Annotated in this window: 16 protein-coding genes and 1 pseudogene; 12 read left to right on the forward strand and 5 right to left on the reverse strand. The window is 31.8% G+C overall.

Annotation, left to right across the window (positions count from 1 at the left end):
- Positions 1-167 precede the first annotated feature (167 nt).
- From HMPREF3134_RS00165 to brnQ, 9 genes are all read left to right on the forward strand, one after another.
- Entirely contained in the window at positions 168-827 is a 660-nt protein-coding gene (locus tag HMPREF3134_RS00165; RefSeq protein WP_011275785.1) for a response regulator transcription factor, read from the forward strand.
- Positions 824-2185, forward strand: a complete 1362-nt coding sequence (locus HMPREF3134_RS00170) for a HAMP domain-containing sensor histidine kinase (RefSeq protein ID WP_070439988.1) — start codon at positions 824-826, stop codon at positions 2183-2185. The genes HMPREF3134_RS00165 and HMPREF3134_RS00170 overlap by 4 nt, the downstream gene beginning before the upstream one ends.
- 282 nt (positions 2186-2467) lie before the next feature.
- Positions 2468-5272, forward strand: coding sequence for a 2-oxoglutarate dehydrogenase E1 component (locus HMPREF3134_RS00175; protein ID WP_070439990.1), 2805 nt, complete (start codon positions 2468-2470; stop codon positions 5270-5272).
- 15 nt (positions 5273-5287) lie between these two features.
- The gene (gene sucB, locus HMPREF3134_RS00180; RefSeq protein WP_070439993.1) at positions 5288-6559 is read left to right on the forward strand and encodes a dihydrolipoyllysine-residue succinyltransferase; all 1272 of its coding nucleotides are present in this window, start codon (positions 5288-5290) and stop codon (positions 6557-6559) included.
- A 992-nt stretch (positions 6560-7551) separates the two neighbouring features.
- Positions 7552-8358 (forward strand): VOC family protein, encoded by an 807-nt coding sequence (locus tag HMPREF3134_RS00185; RefSeq protein WP_070439995.1) that lies wholly within the window; start codon positions 7552-7554, stop codon positions 8356-8358.
- 35 nt (positions 8359-8393) lie between these two features.
- Complete coding sequence (locus HMPREF3134_RS00190; RefSeq protein WP_029376685.1) at positions 8394-8597, forward strand: DUF6501 family protein; 204 nt, start codon at positions 8394-8396, stop codon at positions 8595-8597.
- A 150-nt stretch (positions 8598-8747) separates the two neighbouring features.
- Positions 8748-9539 (forward strand): ATP-binding protein, encoded by a 792-nt coding sequence (locus HMPREF3134_RS00195; protein ID WP_070439997.1) that lies wholly within the window; start codon positions 8748-8750, stop codon positions 9537-9539.
- 12 nt (positions 9540-9551) lie between these two features.
- Positions 9552-11441, forward strand: a complete 1890-nt coding sequence (locus tag HMPREF3134_RS00200) for a vWA domain-containing protein (protein ID WP_037551424.1) — start codon at positions 9552-9554, stop codon at positions 11439-11441.
- Positions 11442-11569: 128 nt separating this feature from the next.
- Positions 11570-12913 carry a branched-chain amino acid-like transporter carrier protein BrnQ3 gene (gene brnQ, locus HMPREF3134_RS00205; RefSeq protein WP_070439999.1) on the forward strand — a complete coding sequence of 448 codons (1344 nt, stop codon included), beginning with the start codon at positions 11570-11572 and terminating at the stop codon, positions 12911-12913.
- A gap of 76 nt (positions 12914-12989) precedes the next feature.
- Here the strand turns inward: brnQ and HMPREF3134_RS00210 are convergent, their stop codons facing one another.
- From HMPREF3134_RS00210 to HMPREF3134_RS00220, 3 genes are read right to left on the reverse strand one after another with little or no spacing between them, the layout of a single operon-like run.
- Positions 12990-14159, reverse strand: a complete 1170-nt coding sequence (locus HMPREF3134_RS00210; RefSeq protein WP_070440001.1) for a toxic anion resistance protein — start codon at positions 14157-14159, stop codon at positions 12990-12992.
- 26 nt (positions 14160-14185) lie between these two features.
- Entirely contained in the window at positions 14186-14812 is a 627-nt protein-coding gene (locus HMPREF3134_RS00215; RefSeq protein ID WP_070440003.1) for a 5-bromo-4-chloroindolyl phosphate hydrolysis family protein, read from the reverse strand.
- 21 nt (positions 14813-14833) lie between these two features.
- Positions 14834-15103 carry an acylphosphatase gene (locus HMPREF3134_RS00220; protein ID WP_070440005.1) on the reverse strand — a complete coding sequence of 90 codons (270 nt, stop codon included), beginning with the start codon at positions 15101-15103 and terminating at the stop codon, positions 14834-14836.
- A gap of 163 nt (positions 15104-15266) precedes the next feature.
- Between HMPREF3134_RS00220 and msaA the strand changes: the two genes are divergently transcribed.
- The 3 genes and pseudogenes from msaA to HMPREF3134_RS00235 all read left to right on the forward strand — a co-directional run.
- Complete coding sequence (gene msaA, locus HMPREF3134_RS00225) at positions 15267-15575, forward strand: regulatory protein MsaA (RefSeq protein ID WP_037551417.1); 309 nt, start codon at positions 15267-15269, stop codon at positions 15573-15575.
- Between the two features lie 204 nt (positions 15576-15779).
- Complete coding sequence (cspA, locus tag HMPREF3134_RS00230; RefSeq protein WP_002433901.1) at positions 15780-15980, forward strand: cold shock protein CspA; 201 nt, start codon at positions 15780-15782, stop codon at positions 15978-15980.
- Positions 15981-16229: 249 nt separating this feature from the next.
- Positions 16230-16718: pseudogene (locus HMPREF3134_RS00235) on the forward strand (IS30 family transposase); the annotation flags it as partial.
- Between the two features lie 473 nt (positions 16719-17191).
- Here HMPREF3134_RS00235 and lysA read toward each other — a convergent pair.
- Complete coding sequence (gene lysA, locus HMPREF3134_RS00245; protein WP_070440008.1) at positions 17192-18457, reverse strand: diaminopimelate decarboxylase; 1266 nt, start codon at positions 18455-18457, stop codon at positions 17192-17194.
- Between the two features lie 2 nt (positions 18458-18459).
- Entirely contained in the window at positions 18460-19536 is a 1077-nt protein-coding gene (locus HMPREF3134_RS00250) for an alanine racemase (RefSeq protein WP_053024712.1), read from the reverse strand.
- Between the last annotated feature and the right edge of the window lie 4 nt (positions 19537-19540).

Here is a 19540-nt window from a genome sequence, read left to right on the forward strand (position 1 = left end):
ATTTGATTATATCATTACAATTTAAATACATTCTCTAATTTCAGTCTTTACTGTGATAAAATATAGCTTATATTATAAGAATATGCATTCGAAAACGCATCATTGATTTAACTCATTCTAGTTATTTAAAATATGATTAATACATAATAAAAGAGGTAAAAATAATAATGACTAATATACTTATTGTAGAAGATGAACAAAATTTAGCCCGCTTCTTAGAACTAGAACTAACTCATGATAATTATAGTGTAGATATAGAATATGAAGGACAAGCAGGGCTCGATAAAGCATTAAGTAATAATTACGATTTAATTATATTAGATTTAATGTTACCAAATATAAATGGCTTAGAAATATGTCGCCGTGTCAGACAAGAACAATCAACGCCTATCATTATTATTACGGCTAAAAGCGATACATATGACAAAGTGACCGGTTTAGATTACGGTGCTGACGATTATATTGTAAAACCCTTTGAAATTGAAGAACTATTTGCACGCATTCGTGCAGTACTCCGTCGTCAACCTCAAAAGGATATCATTGATATCAATGGCATTAAAATAGACGTCGATGCTTTTAATGTCACAATTAATGGAGAACAGTTAGATTTCACTAAAACTGAATATGACTTACTTTATTTATTAGCAACCAACAGAAACCGTGTACTACAAAGAGAACAAATCTTAGATCATGTTTGGGGCTATGACAGTGAAGTTGAGACGAATGTCGTAGATGTTTATATTCGATATTTACGCAACAAACTTAAACCTTATGGTAAAGATAAAACGATTGAAACCGTTCGTGGTGTTGGGTACGTGATTAGATGATTAAAAAGGGTACTTTAAAATATAAGTGGATGATGATTACAACGTTAATCATGTTTAGCACAATTATTCTTTTCTGTCTTGTTATAATCTTCTTTTTAAAAGATACCTTAAGAGACGGTGAGATTGATGAGGCTGAACACAGTTCAAATGATATCGTTAATTTAGTAGAATCACGATCTATGAATAATATTACTACATTAGATTTGACTGCTATGTTGGAGAATTTTGAAGAAGCCATCATTTACGATCGAAATGGTAAACAATTAATGCAATCCTCAAATGAAAATATGATTAATTTTAAACCTGATATTGATTTTGTTGATCCTGAAACGATTCAAATTTCAAAGCATAATGGAATCCCTTACTTAATTATTACAGAACCAATACATAGTGAACGTTTTGAAGGCTATAGTGTTTTAATTCACTCCCTTGAAGGATATAACAATGTCGTTCGTTCTCTATATTTTGTAGCCATTGCATTTGGTTTGTTGGCAACTTTCATTATGGCGGGTATTAGTTATATTTTTTCAACGCAATTAACTAAGCCACTCGTAACCATGTCGAACAAGATGATTCAAATACGACGAGATGGATTTCAAAATAAACTTGAACTCAAGACGAACTATGAAGAAACAGATAATTTAATCGATACCTTTAATGATATGATGTACCAAATTGAGGAATCATTTAACCAACAACGTCAATTTGTTGAAGATGCTTCTCACGAGTTACGCACGCCGCTACAAATCATTCAAGGTCATTTAAATTTAATTCAACGTTGGGGTAAAAAAGACCCAGCTGTACTTGAAGAGTCTCTTAATATTTCATTAGAGGAAATGAATCGAATAACGAAGTTGGTTGAAGAATTATTATTTTTGACTAAAGACAAAGTTAATATTCAGGCATTAGAATTTGAAGAAGTAAATATTAACGAAGAAATTCGTTCACGTATTAAATCTTTAAAACAATTACATCCTGATTATCAATTTAAAACTCATCTATCAAAGAAACCATTAACATTACAGATTAATCGCCATCAATTTGAACAGCTATTACTTATTTTTATTGATAATGCAATGAAGTATGACAAAGATAATAAGCAAATCGAGATAGCTACTCAATTAAGAAACAAACAAATTAGTATTGAAATTACAGACCATGGTCTTGGTATTCCTAAAGAAGATCAGGAGTTTATTTTTGATCGTTTTTATAGAGTTGATAAATCCCGCGCAAGAAGTCAGGGTGGCAATGGCTTAGGGCTTTCTATTGCTGAGAAGATAGTACAACAATATGGTGGATATATAACTGTTGACAGCGAAGTAAACCAATATACAACGTTTAAAATTATATTTAAATAAATGTTTAAATCGAAGCTGGGACAATTAAATTGTTCCGGTTTTTTAATGCATAACTTTCTTTCAAATAATCATCTACAATTAAAATACTCATTCAAACTATCTCTATTTCACATTTTCAGAAAAATTTCCCATCAATTTTCACACAAAATCATATAAATTCAAATTACTAGATTTAGTATTTTTGTTTTTTCCATAATATTCAGTCAATGGACTTTATCAAAGCCACAAATAGTGCTATTATTGACTTGTAAGCGGTTTAACTATTTTGTGGAGGGTAATACTATGGCAAAGGATAACAAGGATGTTACAGAAGCTCCTGTAAACTTCGGTGCTAACCTAGGTTTAATGTTAGATTTATACGATGACTATCTACAAGACCCTAGTTCAGTGCCTGATGATTTACAAGTTCTTTTCAGCACTATTAAAAATGGCGAAGCTCATGTCGCAGCTAAGTCAACCACTGAAGGGAGTGGTTCATCAGCGGGCGATGGTACAATTAAGCGTATTATGCGCTTAATCGACAATATAAGACAATACGGTCACCTTAAAGCTGATATTTACCCTGTTAATGCTCCTAAAAGAACTAATCTTCCTAAGTTAGAAATTGAAGAGTTTAACTTAGATAAAGAAACATTAGAAAATGTCTCAGCTGAAATTGTATCTGATCATTTCAAAGATATATATGATAATGCTTACGAGGCAATTGAAAGAATGGAGAAGCGTTATAAAGGGCCGATAGCCTTTGAATATAATCATATTAATAATAATAAAGAACGTACGTGGTTAAAACGACGTATTGAAACACCATATAGAGCTAATATCAATAATGATGAAAGAAAAAAATTATTTGATACTTTAGCGCATGTAGAAGGCTTTGAAAAGTATTTACACAAAAACTTTGTTGGTGCTAAACGATTCTCTATTGAGGGTGTTGATACATTAGTTCCAATGTTACAACATACATTAAAACGTGCTGCTGAAGTTGAAATTAACAATATTCAAATTGGTATGGCACACAGAGGTCGTTTAAATGTTTTAACTCATGTGCTAGAAAAACCATATGAAATGATGATTTCTGAGTTTATGCACACAGACCCTATGAAATTCTTACCAGAAGATGGCAGTCTTGAACTAACTGCTGGATGGACAGGAGATGTGAAGTATCACTTAGGTGGTGTGAAGACAACTTCTTCATATGGTATTGCACAACGAATTTCATTAGCTAATAACCCAAGTCACTTGGAAATTGTTGCGCCAGTGGTAATTGGTAAGACACGTGCATCACAAGATGACACAAAACACGCAGGTAAACCATCTACAGATTTCCATAAAGGTATGCCAATTATAATTCATGGGGATGCTGCATACCCAGGACAAGGTATTAATTTTGAAACAATGAATTTAAGTAACCTAGATGGTTATTCAACTGGTGGTGCCTTACACATCATCACAAATAATAGAATTGGATTCACTACGGAACCAGTTGATGGACGTTCAACAACATATTCAACTGATATTGCGAAAGGTTATGACGTACCAATTTTACATGTAAATGCAGATGATGTTGAAGCAACAATTGAAGCTATTGATATTGCAATGGAATTCCGAAAAGAATTTCATAAAGATTTTGTAATTGATTTAGTTGGCTATCGTCGTTACGGGCATAATGAAATGGACGAACCTTCGATTACAAATCCACTTCCATATCATAATATTCGCAAACATGATTCAGTTGAAATTATTTATGGTAATAAGTTAGTTGAAGACGGCGTTATTTCTAAGGAACAAATGGAAGACGTAATGGATAAAGTTCAAAAAGAAATGCGTGCTGCTCAAGACAAGATTGATAAATCAGATAAAATGGATAATCCAGATATGGAAAGACCTGAGTCATTGCAAGAACCTTTACAAAGTGATGATAAGGATTTCTCAGTAGATCATCTTAAAGAAATTAATGATGCTATGCTTTCATATCCTGAAGATTTCCATGTACTTAAAAAGCTAAACAAAGTTCTTGAAAAACGTAGAGAGCCTTTCGAAAATGAGAATGGTTTAGTAGACTGGGCTCAAGCTGAGCAACTTGCATTTGCAACGATTGTTCAAGATGGCATATCTGTTCGATTAACTGGACAAGATAGTGAGCGTGGTACGTTCAGTCATAGACATGCTGTATTACACGATGAAGAAAATGGTGATACATTCACACCATTACATCATGTTCCTAATCAAAAAGCCACATTTGAAGTTCACAATAGTCCATTATCTGAAGCAGCTGTCGTTGGCTTTGAATATGGCTATAATGTTGAAAATAAAAATAGCATGAATATTTGGGAAGCTCAATACGGAGACTTTTCTAATATGGCTCAAATGATGTTCGATAATTTCATGTCATCAGCACGTGCTAAGTGGGGAGAAAGAAGTGGTTTAACGCTATTCCTACCTCACGCATTTGAGGGGCAAGGACCTGAACACTCTTCAGCACGTTTAGAAAGATTCTTACAACTAGCAGCTGAAAATAATAGTACAGTTGTTAACTTATCTAGTTCAAGTAACTATTTCCATTTACTAAGAGCACAAGCTAAGAGTTTAGGTACTGAAGCTATGAGACCATTAATTGTAATGTCTCCAAAAAGCTTATTAAGAAATAAAACAGTTGCTAAACCAATAGATCAATTCACTTCAGGTGGTTTCAAACCTATTATTGTCGAGGATGGAAATAAAGAGAAAGTGACTAAACTTGTATTAGCATCAGGTAAAATGTTCATAGATTTAAAAGAACATTTAGCTAAAAATCCTGATAATTCAATTTTATTAGTTGCAGTTGAACGTTTATATCCATTCCCTGAAGGGGAAATTAAAGAAGTATTAAATGAATTACCTAATCTTGAAACAGTATCTTGGGTTCAAGAAGAACCTAAAAATCAAGGCGCTTGGTTATTCGTTTATCCTTATTTAAAATCACTTGTAGGTAACCAATTTAATTTAAGCTATCACGGTAGAATTCAACGTGCAGCGCCAGCTGAAGGTGATGGAGAAATTCATAAACTTGTTCAAAATCAAATTATTGAAAGTAGTATTGAAAAATAACTAGGGGGAAATATTATGCCAGAGGTAAAAGTTCCAGAATTAGCAGAATCTATAACAGAGGGTACCATTGCAGAATGGTTAAAAAATGTGGGAGATAGCGTTGAAAAAGGCGAAGCTATCTTAGAATTAGAGACAGATAAAGTAAACGTTGAAGTTGTTTCTGAAGAAGAAGGTGTACTTCAAGAACAATTGGCTTCTGAAGGCGACACTGTGGAAGTCGGCCAAGTTATCGCAACTGTTGGCGAAGGTAGAGGTAATGCTTCTTCAAGCAAAGATGAATCTTCAGACCAATCTCAATCTGCGAACAATGATGAAGCGACTAAAGAATCAGCTCAACCAAAAGAATCTCAATCAAATAATGAAGAAACACAATCTAATCCTAACAATCAACGTGTTAATGCAACGCCATCAGCTCGTCGCCATGCACGTGAAAACGGTGTAGATTTAAGCACTGTTTCTGGAAAAGGAAACGATGTTGTACGTAAAGATGATGTTGAAAATAGCCAAAAAGCAGCTCAATCCCAATCTTCTCAAGAAGCAAGCAAAAAAGAAGAACCTAAAAAATCTTCAGGTTCACCTAATAAACCTGTAATTAGAGAAAAAATGTCTCGTAGAAAGAAAACAGCTGCTAAAAAATTATTAGAAGTTTCTAATAATACAGCAATGTTAACTACATTCAATGAAGTAGATATGACAAACGTAATGGAATTACGTAAACGTAAAAAAGAACAATTTATTAAAGATCATGATGGTACTAAACTAGGTTTCATGTCATTCTTTACAAAAGCTGCAGTTGCTGCATTGAAAAAATATCCTGAAGTCAATGCTGAAATCGACGGCGATGATATGATTACTAAACAATATTATGATATAGGTGTAGCTGTTTCTACTGATGACGGTTTATTAGTTCCTTTCGTACGAGATTGTGATAAAAAGAACTTTGCAGAACTTGAAAGAGCTATTGCTGACTTAGCAGTTAAAGCAAGAGATAAAAAACTTGGTTTAGATGATATGGTTAATGGATCATTTACAATTACTAATGGTGGCGTATTTGGTTCAATGATGAGTACACCAATTATTAATGGTAACCAAGCAGCTATTCTAGGTATGCACTCAATCATTACTCGTCCAATTGCAATTGATAAAGATACAATTGAGAATAGACCAATGATGTATATTGCTTTAAGTTATGACCATAGAATTATTGATGGTAAAGAAGCAGTAGGATTCTTAAAAACGATTAAAGAATTAATCGAAAGCCCTGAAGATTTACTTTTAGAAAGCTAAGCTCAAAGGAATATAACCTCAAACTAATATTGATACAACGGCGTCACATCGTCGTTGTATTTTTTGACTCTATAATAAATTGGACTGATGACTAAAAATCATCAGTCCAATTTTTATGTTTGAATACAAAAATGGCGCAATTACCTCTATAATTATTAGCTACCAAACAAAATAAAAAAGAAAGGTAATGCGCCTATGTGTAAGTTATATTAAATACATAAAAAAACCAAAGATGATATTCAATTAATATTATATAAGCAGTGCTAAGACTATATTCAATGCCCTTAAAATAAATCGAGGTGTTATAATGAAGAACAAATAAAATTAAGAGTTATAGTTCACAAAATGCCAAGTGCACGAATAATTAAGGAAAAATGGAAAAGAGAAACAAGAAATGGATAAGTTACTTGGAATATATAAATCAATCACAAAAGAAGCTGAGTTATCTAAAATTGCCATATAAGTCTCTGATGAAAAGTTAGAAGATATATTACTTGGCCGAAAATAAATAACACTCATTTATAAAAGTTCATAAGACATTTGTATAGAAAATTCAGATTGTGATTTTTAGAGAACAGCAAATAAAGTATTTAAGTAATTAGCGTTTATATTATTGACTAATTATGGAATAGATAATTCTTATAATAATTATTACATCTCTTAAATAATCCAACTATTATATTATAAGTATAGTCATTACTAATTGACTAAAAAACGAACTATTTTTAATTATATAAAATTAAATCATTAGTTAAAAGACATATTTCAAATCACCCCCCTACCTTATAGAATAAGGGTAGGGGAGGGCTTGTTGATATTTATTATAAATTTGTATTTATATTCATTATACGAATTTTATCAAATTTATATATATCTTCGTATGTATTTTTTGAACTCATTAAATTAACGGTCCATTATATAGTTCATGATATAAATCATATTTAAAATGCGTTATAATAATTAAGAAAAGACAAATATTAGGGGTGTCATGCATGAGTGGACTTAGAAGTGTCACATTAGGGACAAGTGATCTTTCTAAAACAAATAAACTATTTAAAGATATTTTAGGACTAAATGTAGCATCTAAAAATCAAGCTTTACGTTTTGGTGATGCAGATTTAAGTCCAGGTACACGAATACATTTTGTTGAAGTGCCAAATTCTGAATATGAAAATCAACATATCACTAGTGTTGGTTTAAGAACGCCGACAGATTCAGGATTGGATGAGTATCAAACGATTTTTAAAGATAATCAAATTCAAGCAAGTGAAATTACTGAGTTAAACGGTAATAAGCATTTTAATTTCGAAGATAGCAACCATCAAATTTTTGATATTTATTCGAATGAACATAATACGGGCGTCGGACTAGGCACACCCACTTTTGATAGTACAGTAAATCCGCTACACCAAATTCAGGGAATTGGTCCTATCATTATTAAAGTTAATGAATTGCCAGTTACAGCATCTATCCTAAAGAATGTATTTAACTTAACTCATTATGCTGAGTACGAATCAACAGAGTTTCCTGACCAATTGATACAAGTATTTCAAATTGGCGAAGGTGGTTTAGGTGGTGAACTTCATTTATATCAGCCTAATGAACCTATTGAATTAAAAGAAGAAGGCATCGTTGAGCAAATTGAATTTAGTGCAAATTCAGTTGAAGCATTCAACAATGCACAAAAGGAATTAGATGACATTGGCATTCCTTATCAGACATTAAATCAAGGCGATGCTCAATCACTACGTATTACTGAGAATAGTGGCATCTCATTTATTTATACATTAGAAAAGTAAAACAATAATTATATGGAGGCATGAAATTTATGGCAATGTTACATGAAACATGGAAAACACGTACACCTATTAAAAAAGTTGAAGTAATTAATACAGATGCTAAGAAATTTACAGTTTCTGATATGTTAACTGTTGGAAAGCAATATGATGTTATTAATGAAACTGAGGAATACTATCAAATTATTGATAATTCTGGTTTAGTCGGTGGTTATTATAAAACGTACTTTAAAGAAGTTTAGTATCAATAATTAAGCATGTTCATGATTTAATCAAGACTTAGGGGTTATTTTGAAAAAGTGATGTAACCGTTGAAATATACTCAACATTACTTTTTCAATGCAACTTCTTAGTCTATTTTTCATTTTAAAGAAGGAGAGTAAACTACAAAAATGATTAAGAATCAATATATTAATTCAGATGAATCCGTATTTAACGATGCTAAAGCATTATTTAATTTAAATAAAAATATATTACTTAAAGGGCCAACAGGTTCTGGTAAAACCAAATTAGCGGAAACACTTAGTGCAGCTGTTAATACACCAATGCATCAAGTTAACTGTTCAGTAGATTTAGACGCTGAAAGTCTACTTGGTTTTAAGACAATTAAAACAAACGAACAAGGTCAACAAGAAATTGTTTTTATAGATGGTCCTGTAATTAAAGCAATGCGTGAAGGACATACCCTTTATATTGATGAAATAAATATGGCCAAACCTGAAACCTTACCAATACTAAATGGTGTTCTAGATTATCGTCGTCAACTTACAAACCCATTCACTGGAGAAGTGATAAAAGCGGCGCCAGGATTCAACGTTATTGCCGCAATTAATGAAGGCTATGTAGGTACACTTCCTATGAACGAAGCTTTGAAAAACCGTTTTGTTGTTATTCAAGTAGATTATATAGACGGTGAAATATTAAAAGACGTTATTAAGCAACAAAGTCAACTTCAAGATGATGCTATTATTGAACAAATTATCAAATTCAATGAAGATTTACGTACAATGTCTAAACAAGGACAAATTTCTGAAGAAGCAGCTAATATCAGAGCATTAATAGATTTAAGTGACTTAATTACTGTAATGCCAATTGAGCGTGCTATTCAACGCACAATTATCGATAAATTAGAAGATGAGCGTGAACAACAAGCAATAAAAAATGCGATTGAATTAAACTTTTAGAGAGGGATTATTATGAGCGATCGTTTTATCAAATTTAATGATGAGCAATTAGATGCTAAGCAAGTTATGATGCTACAGGACTTAGCGCGCTTACTTCTTAAAAATGAGCAAACACAAGTTAAAATTCAAAAATTCCCTTACTATGATCCAATTAATAACATATTGATCACAAGTTGGTTCTGGTCGCACCGTCCCGAGCATATAGAGAAAGCCGGACTTAAAACTGACGTGATGCTCGCAGCCTATGGGTATCAAATGATGGATGAATCTATTGTGAATGAAGTATTACATGATAACGAGTTTGAACACCCTAAGTTTTATCAGCAAATTTTTAGATTACTAGAAGATATGCGCGTGTTTAATCATATTCGTAATGAACGCCCAAGTACTTCTAAATTAATAGATTTACGTTTACAAACGAGATTGTCTTATACTGAATCTCAAATTAAATTCTATAAAACTAAAACTGTGTATACTGATTTACTATTTTTATATTTAGAAAAAGCATTTCTTAGTCAGAATTTCTTTGATATTCCAATGATGCATTCACAATTAGACGATATTTTGAATTCTATGTTTCAATATCTGCCTAACTTTTTCCAAAATGAAACATCCGAAGATAATATGTACTTAGCTCAACGTATCATGTTCCAAATTGATGATATGTTAACCAAAGATATGTTAAATGAATATTATCATCTCCCTCGTCGTGTATATGAGGCAATCCATGAAATGACGTTTGATGAGTTAAAACGTACAGATGCGAGTAATGTAGATGGAAAAGACAATACCTCTGAGGATACTGACTCTGAGACTGCTGAAGCTGAAACGAATGCTCAAGATAGTAAATCAGAAGGCGGTGCTTACCTTGAAATGGAACTTCATGAGGGCGAGAATAGTGAGGTAATAAGTGATAATGATACTGCTCGTGAAGGTGATTCTACAGACGATATGACAGACATGATGACCAAAAAGGGTCGTGGTTCTGACAATACATTAAATAATGATGAAGGTGGCTCTATAGGAGAGAATGCATCATTCGCACTTAAAGGGATTAATGAAAATGTAGAAGTTAAATGGAATGTTCCCGATATCGAACCGGATTACTTATTAGAGTATCAAAATGTTAAAAACGATGTTCAATTTGAAACTAAGGATTTAATTCAAATTATCAAGAAAACTATTGATCGCGAACATGTTGATGAGCGACATAACCTTACTAAAGGTCGTTTGCAAAGAGATTTAACAAATTGGTTTATCGATGATCAATATAAATTATTTTATAAAAAACAAGATTTAAGTAAAACGTTTGATGCCACTTTTACTTTATTAATTGATGCATCTGCAAGTATGTTCGATAAGATGGAAGAGACAATCAAAGGGGTTGTTCTTTTCCACGAAACATTGAAAGCATTAAATGTTAAACATGAAATACTTGCGTTCAATGAAGATGCATTTGATTCTGATGATCGTAAACAGCCTAACATCATTGATGAAATTGTTCATTATGATTATTCAACCATGGAAAAAAGTGGCCCTCGAATCATGTCTTTACACCCACAAGATGATAACCGTGATGGCGTAGCTATACGTATTGCTAGCGAACGCTTGCTAAGAAGAAGTCATAATCAACGTTTCTTGATAGTATTTTCCGATGGTGAGCCTTCAGCCTACAATTATGCACAAGATGGTATTTTAGACACTTATGAAGGTGTAGAAATGGCCCGCAAATATGGTATTGAAGTATTTAATGTGTTTTTGAGTCAAGATGTTATAACAGAAGATATTGAACAAACCATTCATAACATTTATGGTCAATACGCATTATTTGTAGAAGGTGTAGAAAATTTGCCGAGTCATTTATCGCCATTACTAAAAAAATTACTTCTAAAATCATTTTAATAGATATATGATTTCTATTTTAAATATTTATCAACTTTTCAAATTTTCTGAAATCACATAGACTTGTAAATCCTTTTTATGCTAGAATGTTTAATATTGCAAACATACACATAAAAAGGAGCAATTCTATGAATAAGAATACTTGGATAGTAGGATTTACATTATTCGCTATGTTTTTTGGCGCAGGTAATCTTATTTTCCCACCAAATTTAGGCCAAGATAGTGGTCATTTCTTTTGGCCAGCAGTTATCGCATTTTGTTTAACAGGAATCGGCTTACCATTGTTAGGCGTTATCGTTGGCGCATTAGATAAGCAAGGCTATGTTGGTTCATTAAATAAAATATCACCTAAATTTTCTGTAATATTTTTAATTATTATATATTTAACAATAGGGCCTCTGTTTGCAATTCCGCGTACAGCTTCGACTTCATTTGAGATGACTGTGACACCAATTGCTCATACGAATAGTAATTTAGTGTTATTTATATTCACTCTTATCTATTTCCTAGTCGTTCTTTACCTATGTATAAATCCAGGTAAAATTGTAGATCGTATAGGATCTTTATTAACACCATTATTATTAATAACAATTTTAGCAATGATTATTAAAGGATTTGTTGATTATAATGGTAATGCACCATCTCATGGAAACAAGGTTGATTACAATTCAGCTATTGGAAGTTTCTCAAAAGGCTTTACAGAAGGGTATTTAACTATGGATGCAATCGCAGCAATTGCTTTTTCAATGATAGTAGTTAACGCGATAAAAGCTACAGGGGTTAAACATGCAAATCAAATATTTAAACAAACAGTTATGTCAGGCTTAATTGCAGCCATAGCGCTTGTATTTATATATGTTTCATTAGGATTTATAGGCAATCATATGAACGTTGACAGCGCGACACTTAAAAATCTGACAGCTAAAGATCAAAATGTTGGTGCTTATTTATTAACAACAATGGCGGCGAATGGTTTTGGTGTCTTCGGTAAATATTTATTGGGTATTATCGTTGCACTCGCTTGTTTAACAACTGCTTGTGGCTTAATTGTATCTGTAAGTCAATATTTTAATAGAATATTCCCTAAAGTTTCATACAAAGCTTATACAATATTCTTTACTTTGATTAGTTTCATACTGGCAAATTTAGGTTTAAATGCTGTAATTTCTATGTCAGTACCAGTATTGAGCGTTATTTATCCTATAGCAATAACTGTTGTATTACTAATTTTACTTGCACGATTCATTCCAACTAAACCAGTTGCACAGCAAGTACCAATTGCAGTTATTAGTATTGTTTCAATATTAAGTGTTATAAGTACTAATGGTTGGGTGAAGATGTCATTTATAGATGCTTTACCATTAAAGCAATATTCTTTAGAATGGTTTCCAATAGCAGTAGTCGCAACTATTATTGGATATGTCGTTGCTAAATTCGTAAACCAAGACCATATTGTTTATCAAAAAGAATAGCTATCTAAACGAATTAATTATAATAAAAAAGCACATCATACTCATTTTGAGTTGTGATGTGCTTTAATCATTTTAGCTATTCCTTCTTCATCGAAAGTAAGTGTTGTTTTAATTCATCTTCTAAGCCAACAAGTTCTTTCTCAGCTTCTTTACGCTTTTGACGACCATTTTGTTGGATTTGAAGTGTTTGTTCAATTGTTTCAATAATATCACTTTGCGTTGTTTTAAGTGTTTCAATGTCTACAATGCCACGCTCATTTTCCGTAGCAGTTTCAATGGCATTTTGTTTTAACATAGCCGCATTCTGAGTAAGTAAATCATTGGTTGTATCTGTTACGGCACGTTGGGCAGACACTGCATTACGCTGTCTCATTAACGTAAGGGCAATTGCCATTTGATTTTTCCAAAGTGGAATACTTGTAAGAATAGAACTTTGAATTTTCTCAGCCAATGCTTGATTAACGTTTTGAATCATGCGAATTTGTGGTGCAGTTTGTATTGCAATTTGACGAGATAATTGTAAATCATAAATACGCTTATCTAAGCGATCAACAAATTGCTCCATATCCGCTACGGCTTGTATATCCATTTGATTACCAGTTTGATTGGCATGTTCTTGTAGTTTCGGAATGTCGTTCGTTTGTATTTTATATTTTTTTCTTTTAGCGGCGGCGATATATAAATTAACATCATCAAAGTAATCTTTATTTTGTTGATATAATCCGTCTAATAATTTGATATCTTTTGATAGATTATTTTTGTGTTTATCAAGCTGAATTGTAATTCTATCAATTTGGGAACTTACTGATTGCATCCTAGAAAACACTTCATTAATTGAAGCTTTGGTACGTTTAAAAAAGCGCTTAAGTTTGGATTGTTTCTCTGGATTTAACGCATCAGGATTTATAGCTTTTAACTTAGTCATTAATTGATTAAGTGAATCTCCAACAGGTCCAATATCTTTAGTCTGCACTTCATCCAGCATTTTATGTGAGAATTGAGACATATTTTCTTGCAAATGTGAGCCATATGATAATAGACCATCATTGTCTAAAGGTTTAATTTGTTGACTAATACTTTCAATTTTTTGCATTTCTTTATCACTGAATTGTTGCTGAAAATCATCTAAAACTGTATTTTGATTCGCTAGACTGACATTGCTATTATTATCTAGGTTTTTTAGTTGTTGTTGTACTATATAATCATCTAATGGATGTGAGTTGTTAAATTGATCATTTCGAGGCATTTAAAAAATCGCTCCATTTCTTTATTCTAGTTATCTTTATGACGTTTTTGTTCTAATTTGTTAATTTCCATTTCAACATCTAGACGCTCGTAATCATCTTCATTGATTCTCTTCAGATCAGCAATCAACGTACGTTTAACTTCATCTAAAGTTATACGAGTATGTTCTAATTTTTGTTTTTCTTCAATAGTTTTTTTCGGCATTTTTGCTAATCGAGTATATGACTCTATTAAATTTAGCGCATTATCTATATGCGAATAAAAGAAACTCTCTACTTTAAAAAACATTGCTGGCCTTTGTTTAACAGCAAAATGAATTGATTTTGAAATCCTATATATATCATTGATTTGTCTGAAATCTTGAATAGATCTTACATTAACAAATGATTTTAATATTGTTCGTATCTTATCTTGTGTTTGCTTTAAATGGTTGCTTACGTAATGATAGTCTCTTCGTGAAAGACCAATTTCTGTTAAATACTTCCTAGACGTGAGTCGTTGAGTAGGGAAGTAGGACACAAAAAACATCCCAATACCAACCAAAGCGTCAATAATAAATGAAAAATCAAAGCCAAATACGCTGACCATCCAAGACCCCATAGCTACTGGAATTCCTACAATTACGCCTAAAAGTCGAGAAATATTATATCTCAAATTACATCTTCCTTTTTATATTTAAATCGATTTAAAATCAGAAAAATCTTCACTCACATTAATATCTTCAAGCTCATAGTGTGTAACATGTGAAGCAGGTGATGCACCCTCAGTTACAGCATTAATAAACTGTTGGATGTCATCGTCATTACCTATTGCATATATTTCAACATAATCATCTACATTCTGGACAGTGCCTAGAATATGATACTTATTCGCTAATCTTTGTGTATAATATCGAAAGCCTACACCTTGAACCGTCCCAAACACTTGTAAATGCTTTTGCTTCATAGTATCACTCCTTATATTTATTATACGAAGTTTTATACTAAAAAACTAATAATTACTATGGAATAAATAGGCTATCGGACAAAAGTATGAGACATTATATTTTTAATTCAGATATAAAATAGTTAAAATAATTATTATAGGCTAATTGAAAGGGGAAATATATATGTGGACAGTTGCCAAAATTAGAGCTGACTATGAGGGATGGTGGTTATTTAGTGACTGGACAGATAAAATTATAGAGCAATATCAATTTACTTCATATGATGAAATGCTAAACTACTACATTAACATAATTTCAAAAAGTAAAGATTATTACGATAATTATGTTGTTGGAAAATACAATATTCATGCGTTTTATAACAATTGCGATTTAAATTTTTGTGAAGATTGTGAAGAAGATTTACAAATATTTTATAGTTTTATTGTATTAAATAATAAAGAAGTATATTATAATCTACCAAAAATTAATTAAAAGATAATTTTCTATAATTGTATTGCAATTTGGTAAGAACTAACATATAATTATTATTAAGCAATGGTTTTATTCCATATTGCAAAGAATATCTGTAAGAGTTATTTATAGCGTTTTGTTATTAATACATAATTGTCACATGTATTTTTTGTAATATGCGAATAATGCATATTGAAAGAATTTAGTCTTGGAGGTTTCAGAATTATGAAACAAGGTACAGTTAAATGGTTTAACGCTGAAAAAGGTTTTGGTTTTATCGAAGTTGAAGGTGAAAACGACGTATTCGTACACTTTTCAGCAATTAACCAAGATGGTTACAAATCATTAGAAGAAGGTCAATCAGTTGAATTTGAAGTAGTTGAAGGCGATCGCGGTCCTCAAGCTGCAAACGTTGTTAAACTATAATAAATAGATTGTAAAATATTGACTTTAGTAACACCTTACCAAGATGTAGGGTGTTTTTTTATTTTTAAGTTAAAATTGCTTAAGAAAAAAGTTCTACGAAAAATGAGATTAATGAAACTATCAATTTGTTTCATTAATCTCATTTTTTATAAAGAAAGTTTGTTTTTAATTCAATAATACAAAATACAATATCATTTTTATTATATATATTATTATACTGATAAGTAGGAGAAAGGAGAAGTGATTATGCAAGAATTTGGTCATCTTGAAGGTGACACTATCATTGGCCGTAATCATGGGAGTGCTATCATAACCTTAGTAGAAAGAATCTCTAAGATGATTATCACTATACGACCTCAAAGCCGCAAAGCAGATGATATTGAAGATGCTCTTCACTCTATGTTTTCAGCTTTACCTCCTCATATATTTAAATCGATTACTTTCGATTGTGGTAAGGAGCTCTCCAACTGGAAAACAATCTGTAACCGACACGATATCTCGATATTCTTTGCTGACCCCGACACTCCGTCGCAATGTGGATTGAATGAACATTCTAACGGGATACTTAGACACAATGGATTAGATAAAGAATTAGACTTTAATTCAGTCACTGATGATCTTATCATTAGTGTTGCTCAAAATATTAATCATCGTCCCAGAAAATCGCTGGGCTATAAAACACCATTGGAAGTATTTATGAGTTTTATCGAAGATGAGAAATTGTCTAGTTTATTTTGACAAACGAAATTATTAAAAGATACTAAATATACTCATTATTTAATGACAAATTTGATAGTCTTATTTTTTACCGATGCTATTTTAATATTTTTTTCACTTATTGCATCTATACGTTTCAATACTGGAGTAACTATTATTACTTTAATTACAGAATATATTCTCATAAAAGTTACAGACAGTATTGATAAAATTAAGCTTTTACTATCTAATTTTATCAAATTAGATAGTAATATTAGCTTTCCAAAAAATTTATTAATAATGAGTGTTATTACTTTATTATACATAGTAGTTATATATCTTGTATCAAAACTTATTTTTAAAAAATTACAATATTAGTAATCATATATCTTAATAATAAAATTAATTATTAAGATATTAAAAACCTACGTAGCAAAATTTATAAAGTCTACGTAGGTTTTAAGTTTAAACTTCTCTTTTAACATTCTTAAGAATTATTTTTTTATTGTTAATTTTTATTTAGTGTCGTTAATAATCAATTGACGTAATGATTGGCGTTTAATAACTTCACGTGCTTTACCATCTTTTAAGAAAAATACAGGTGGTTTCTGCATTTGGTTGTAATTAGAAGCCATTGAGTAATGATATGCTCCTGTAGAAAGAATCGCTAGGTAATCACCACGTTGAACAGAAGAAGGGAGTTTCGCATCACGAATAATGATGTCACCTGATTCACATAATTTACCAGCAATTGTTACTGTTTCATCAGCTTCTTCATGACGGTTTACTAATAATGCTTGATATTTGGCACCATATAATGCAGTTCTAATGTGATCGCTCATGCCACCATCAATTGAAACATATTTGTTTACTTCAGGAATTTCTTTAATTGTGCCTACTTCGTATAAAGTAATTCCAGCTTCTCCAACAATAGAACGGCCTGGTTCAATACCAATTTCCGGTACTTCATAATTTAGACGTTCAGTTTCAGCTTTGATTGCATCTGTAATTTCTTCAATACCTTCTTCAATAGGGAAGCTTACGTCTCCTTCAACGTATTTGATACCGAAACCTCCACCTAGATTAAGTAATTCAATTTTGATATCCTTTTCAGAAAGCCAGTTAAGCACAATCTTAGCAGTTTCAATCATCGCTTCAGTTCCTTCGATTTGAGAACCAATATGGAAGTGAATACCTTTTAGATGTAAACGTTTAGAGTCGCTCACTTTATTTACAGCTTCAATAGCCAAACCATGACGGATAGATAAACCGAATTTACTATCTTCTTGTCCTGTTTGAATAAACTCATGCGTATGTGCTTCAACACCAGGATTAACGCGTATGACCACATTCACCGTATCACTCGCATATTTATCGATTAACTCAATTTCTTCAAGAGAATCGATGACGAAATACCCAACGCCATTTTCTAAAGCATATTGAATTTCATGTTTTGTTTTATTATTACCATGGAAGTGAATTTTACTAGGATCAAATTTTGCCTCTAATGCTGTATATAATTCTCCCTCAGATACAACATCTAATTGTACATCCTCTTCTTGTACAAGTTTTACCATTTGAATACAAGTAAACGCTTTAGAAGCGTAAGAAATATTATATTTCAAACCGCTTTTTTGAAAAGCTTTATGGTATCTACGCATTTGATTGCGAATTTCATCTTCGTCATAAACAATAGTAGGGGTACCAAAACTTTGAGCAAGTGTTTTTAAACTTGTACCTGCCATAGTTAATTCACCATATTCATTATATTTTAATGCCATTTTTATCTATACTCCTTTATGAGAGAATCATGATTCATCGCACTAAGTTGTTCTGAGTTAGCGCCTACACCTTTGAATGTATATTCATCAATGCGTATATCGTTATTATATAATATCACTTCATCTTGTGCATGGACTTCATCATCAACTTCTACAAACATGTGACTCATCATTAATGCGCGAATAGGGTAGCGTTTACCTTTAATTAAAGCTTCATGTTTAGCTCTCGATTTAAGAATACCATCTCCATAGCCTACATCTACAACTGCTAATCGCGTATGATCTCTTGTAGCTTCAAATGCAAAACTATACCCACAATTATCTCCAGCATTCACTTCACGCACTTGTATCACATTACCTTTTACAGTAAGAGATTGTTTAATACTATACTCATCTAAATCACTATATGGTCGAGAACCATACAATGCAATGCCTACACGCGCATGTGTATGATAGGGTAAAAGTTTCTGACCTTCACGATAGTAACTTGCACTATTTTGCGCATGAATTAAATCAAATTGATAACCCTCATCTAATAAGGTATCGACTATATTTAACCATGCTTCACGTTCTATACTATACTCAGGCACATCAAATTCATCTGCATAACCAAAGTGCGTCCACAATCCACTAATAATCATTTTGTCTTCATTTGAGTTAATATAATGATCATTGAGTACTTCTCTAATTTCTTCTAATGTTTTAAATCCTGAACGATGAAGTAAATTTTCAAATTCTAAGTGCACTTTGATACCATTCAAATCATTCTTATATTTGTAATAATAGGCTAATGACGGTAAAGTCATTTGTATTTGATATTTTCTTACTTTTTCAAAATCATAAACAGCGTTCATTAAGAATATAGTGGCATCAGGTGCTATTTCTCGTACTTTAATGGCTTCTTTTAAAGAGGTAGTGCTGAATGTATTAATTCTAGCTTTTAAAAAAGTAGTAACAGCAAACTCCAAACCATAATGATAAGCGTTGTTCTTCACCACAGCCATAATTGAATTATCATTTTTAACTTTAATAGCATTTTGTAAAAACGCTTCTTTATCGACGGACCATATTGCTGTCAATGTG

The organism is Staphylococcus sp. HMSC14D10 (assembly GCF_001808125.1).
Lineage (GTDB): Bacteria > Bacillota > Bacilli > Staphylococcales > Staphylococcaceae > Staphylococcus > Staphylococcus haemolyticus.

Bases quoted from the DNA above. Each gene is read 5' to 3' on its own strand.
- HMPREF3134_RS00165 (WP_011275785.1), top strand. From the start codon at position 168: ATGACTAATATACTTATTGTAGAAGATGAACAAAATTTAGCCCGCTTC.
- HMPREF3134_RS00170 (WP_070439988.1), top strand. From the start codon at position 824: ATGATTAAAAAGGGTACTTTAAAATATAAGTGGATGATGATTACAACG.
- HMPREF3134_RS00175 (WP_070439990.1), top strand. From the start codon at position 2,468: ATGGCAAAGGATAACAAGGATGTTACAGAAGCTCCTGTAAACTTCGGT.
- sucB (WP_070439993.1), top strand. From the start codon at position 5,288: ATGCCAGAGGTAAAAGTTCCAGAATTAGCAGAATCTATAACAGAGGGT.
- HMPREF3134_RS00185 (WP_070439995.1), top strand. From the start codon at position 7,552: ATGAGTGGACTTAGAAGTGTCACATTAGGGACAAGTGATCTTTCTAAA.
- HMPREF3134_RS00190 (WP_029376685.1), top strand. From the start codon at position 8,394: ATGTTACATGAAACATGGAAAACACGTACACCTATTAAAAAAGTTGAA.
- HMPREF3134_RS00195 (WP_070439997.1), top strand. From the start codon at position 8,748: ATGATTAAGAATCAATATATTAATTCAGATGAATCCGTATTTAACGAT.
- HMPREF3134_RS00200 (WP_037551424.1), top strand. From the start codon at position 9,552: ATGAGCGATCGTTTTATCAAATTTAATGATGAGCAATTAGATGCTAAG.
- brnQ (WP_070439999.1), top strand. From the start codon at position 11,570: ATGAATAAGAATACTTGGATAGTAGGATTTACATTATTCGCTATGTTT.
- HMPREF3134_RS00210 (WP_070440001.1), bottom strand. From the start codon at position 14,159: ATGCCTCGAAATGATCAATTTAACAACTCACATCCATTAGATGATTAT.
- HMPREF3134_RS00220 (WP_070440005.1), bottom strand. From the start codon at position 15,103: ATGAAGCAAAAGCATTTACAAGTGTTTGGGACGGTTCAAGGTGTAGGC.
- msaA (WP_037551417.1), top strand. From the start codon at position 15,267: ATGTGGACAGTTGCCAAAATTAGAGCTGACTATGAGGGATGGTGGTTA.
- cspA (WP_002433901.1), top strand. From the start codon at position 15,780: ATGAAACAAGGTACAGTTAAATGGTTTAACGCTGAAAAAGGTTTTGGT.
- lysA (WP_070440008.1), bottom strand. From the start codon at position 18,457: ATGGCATTAAAATATAATGAATATGGTGAATTAACTATGGCAGGTACA.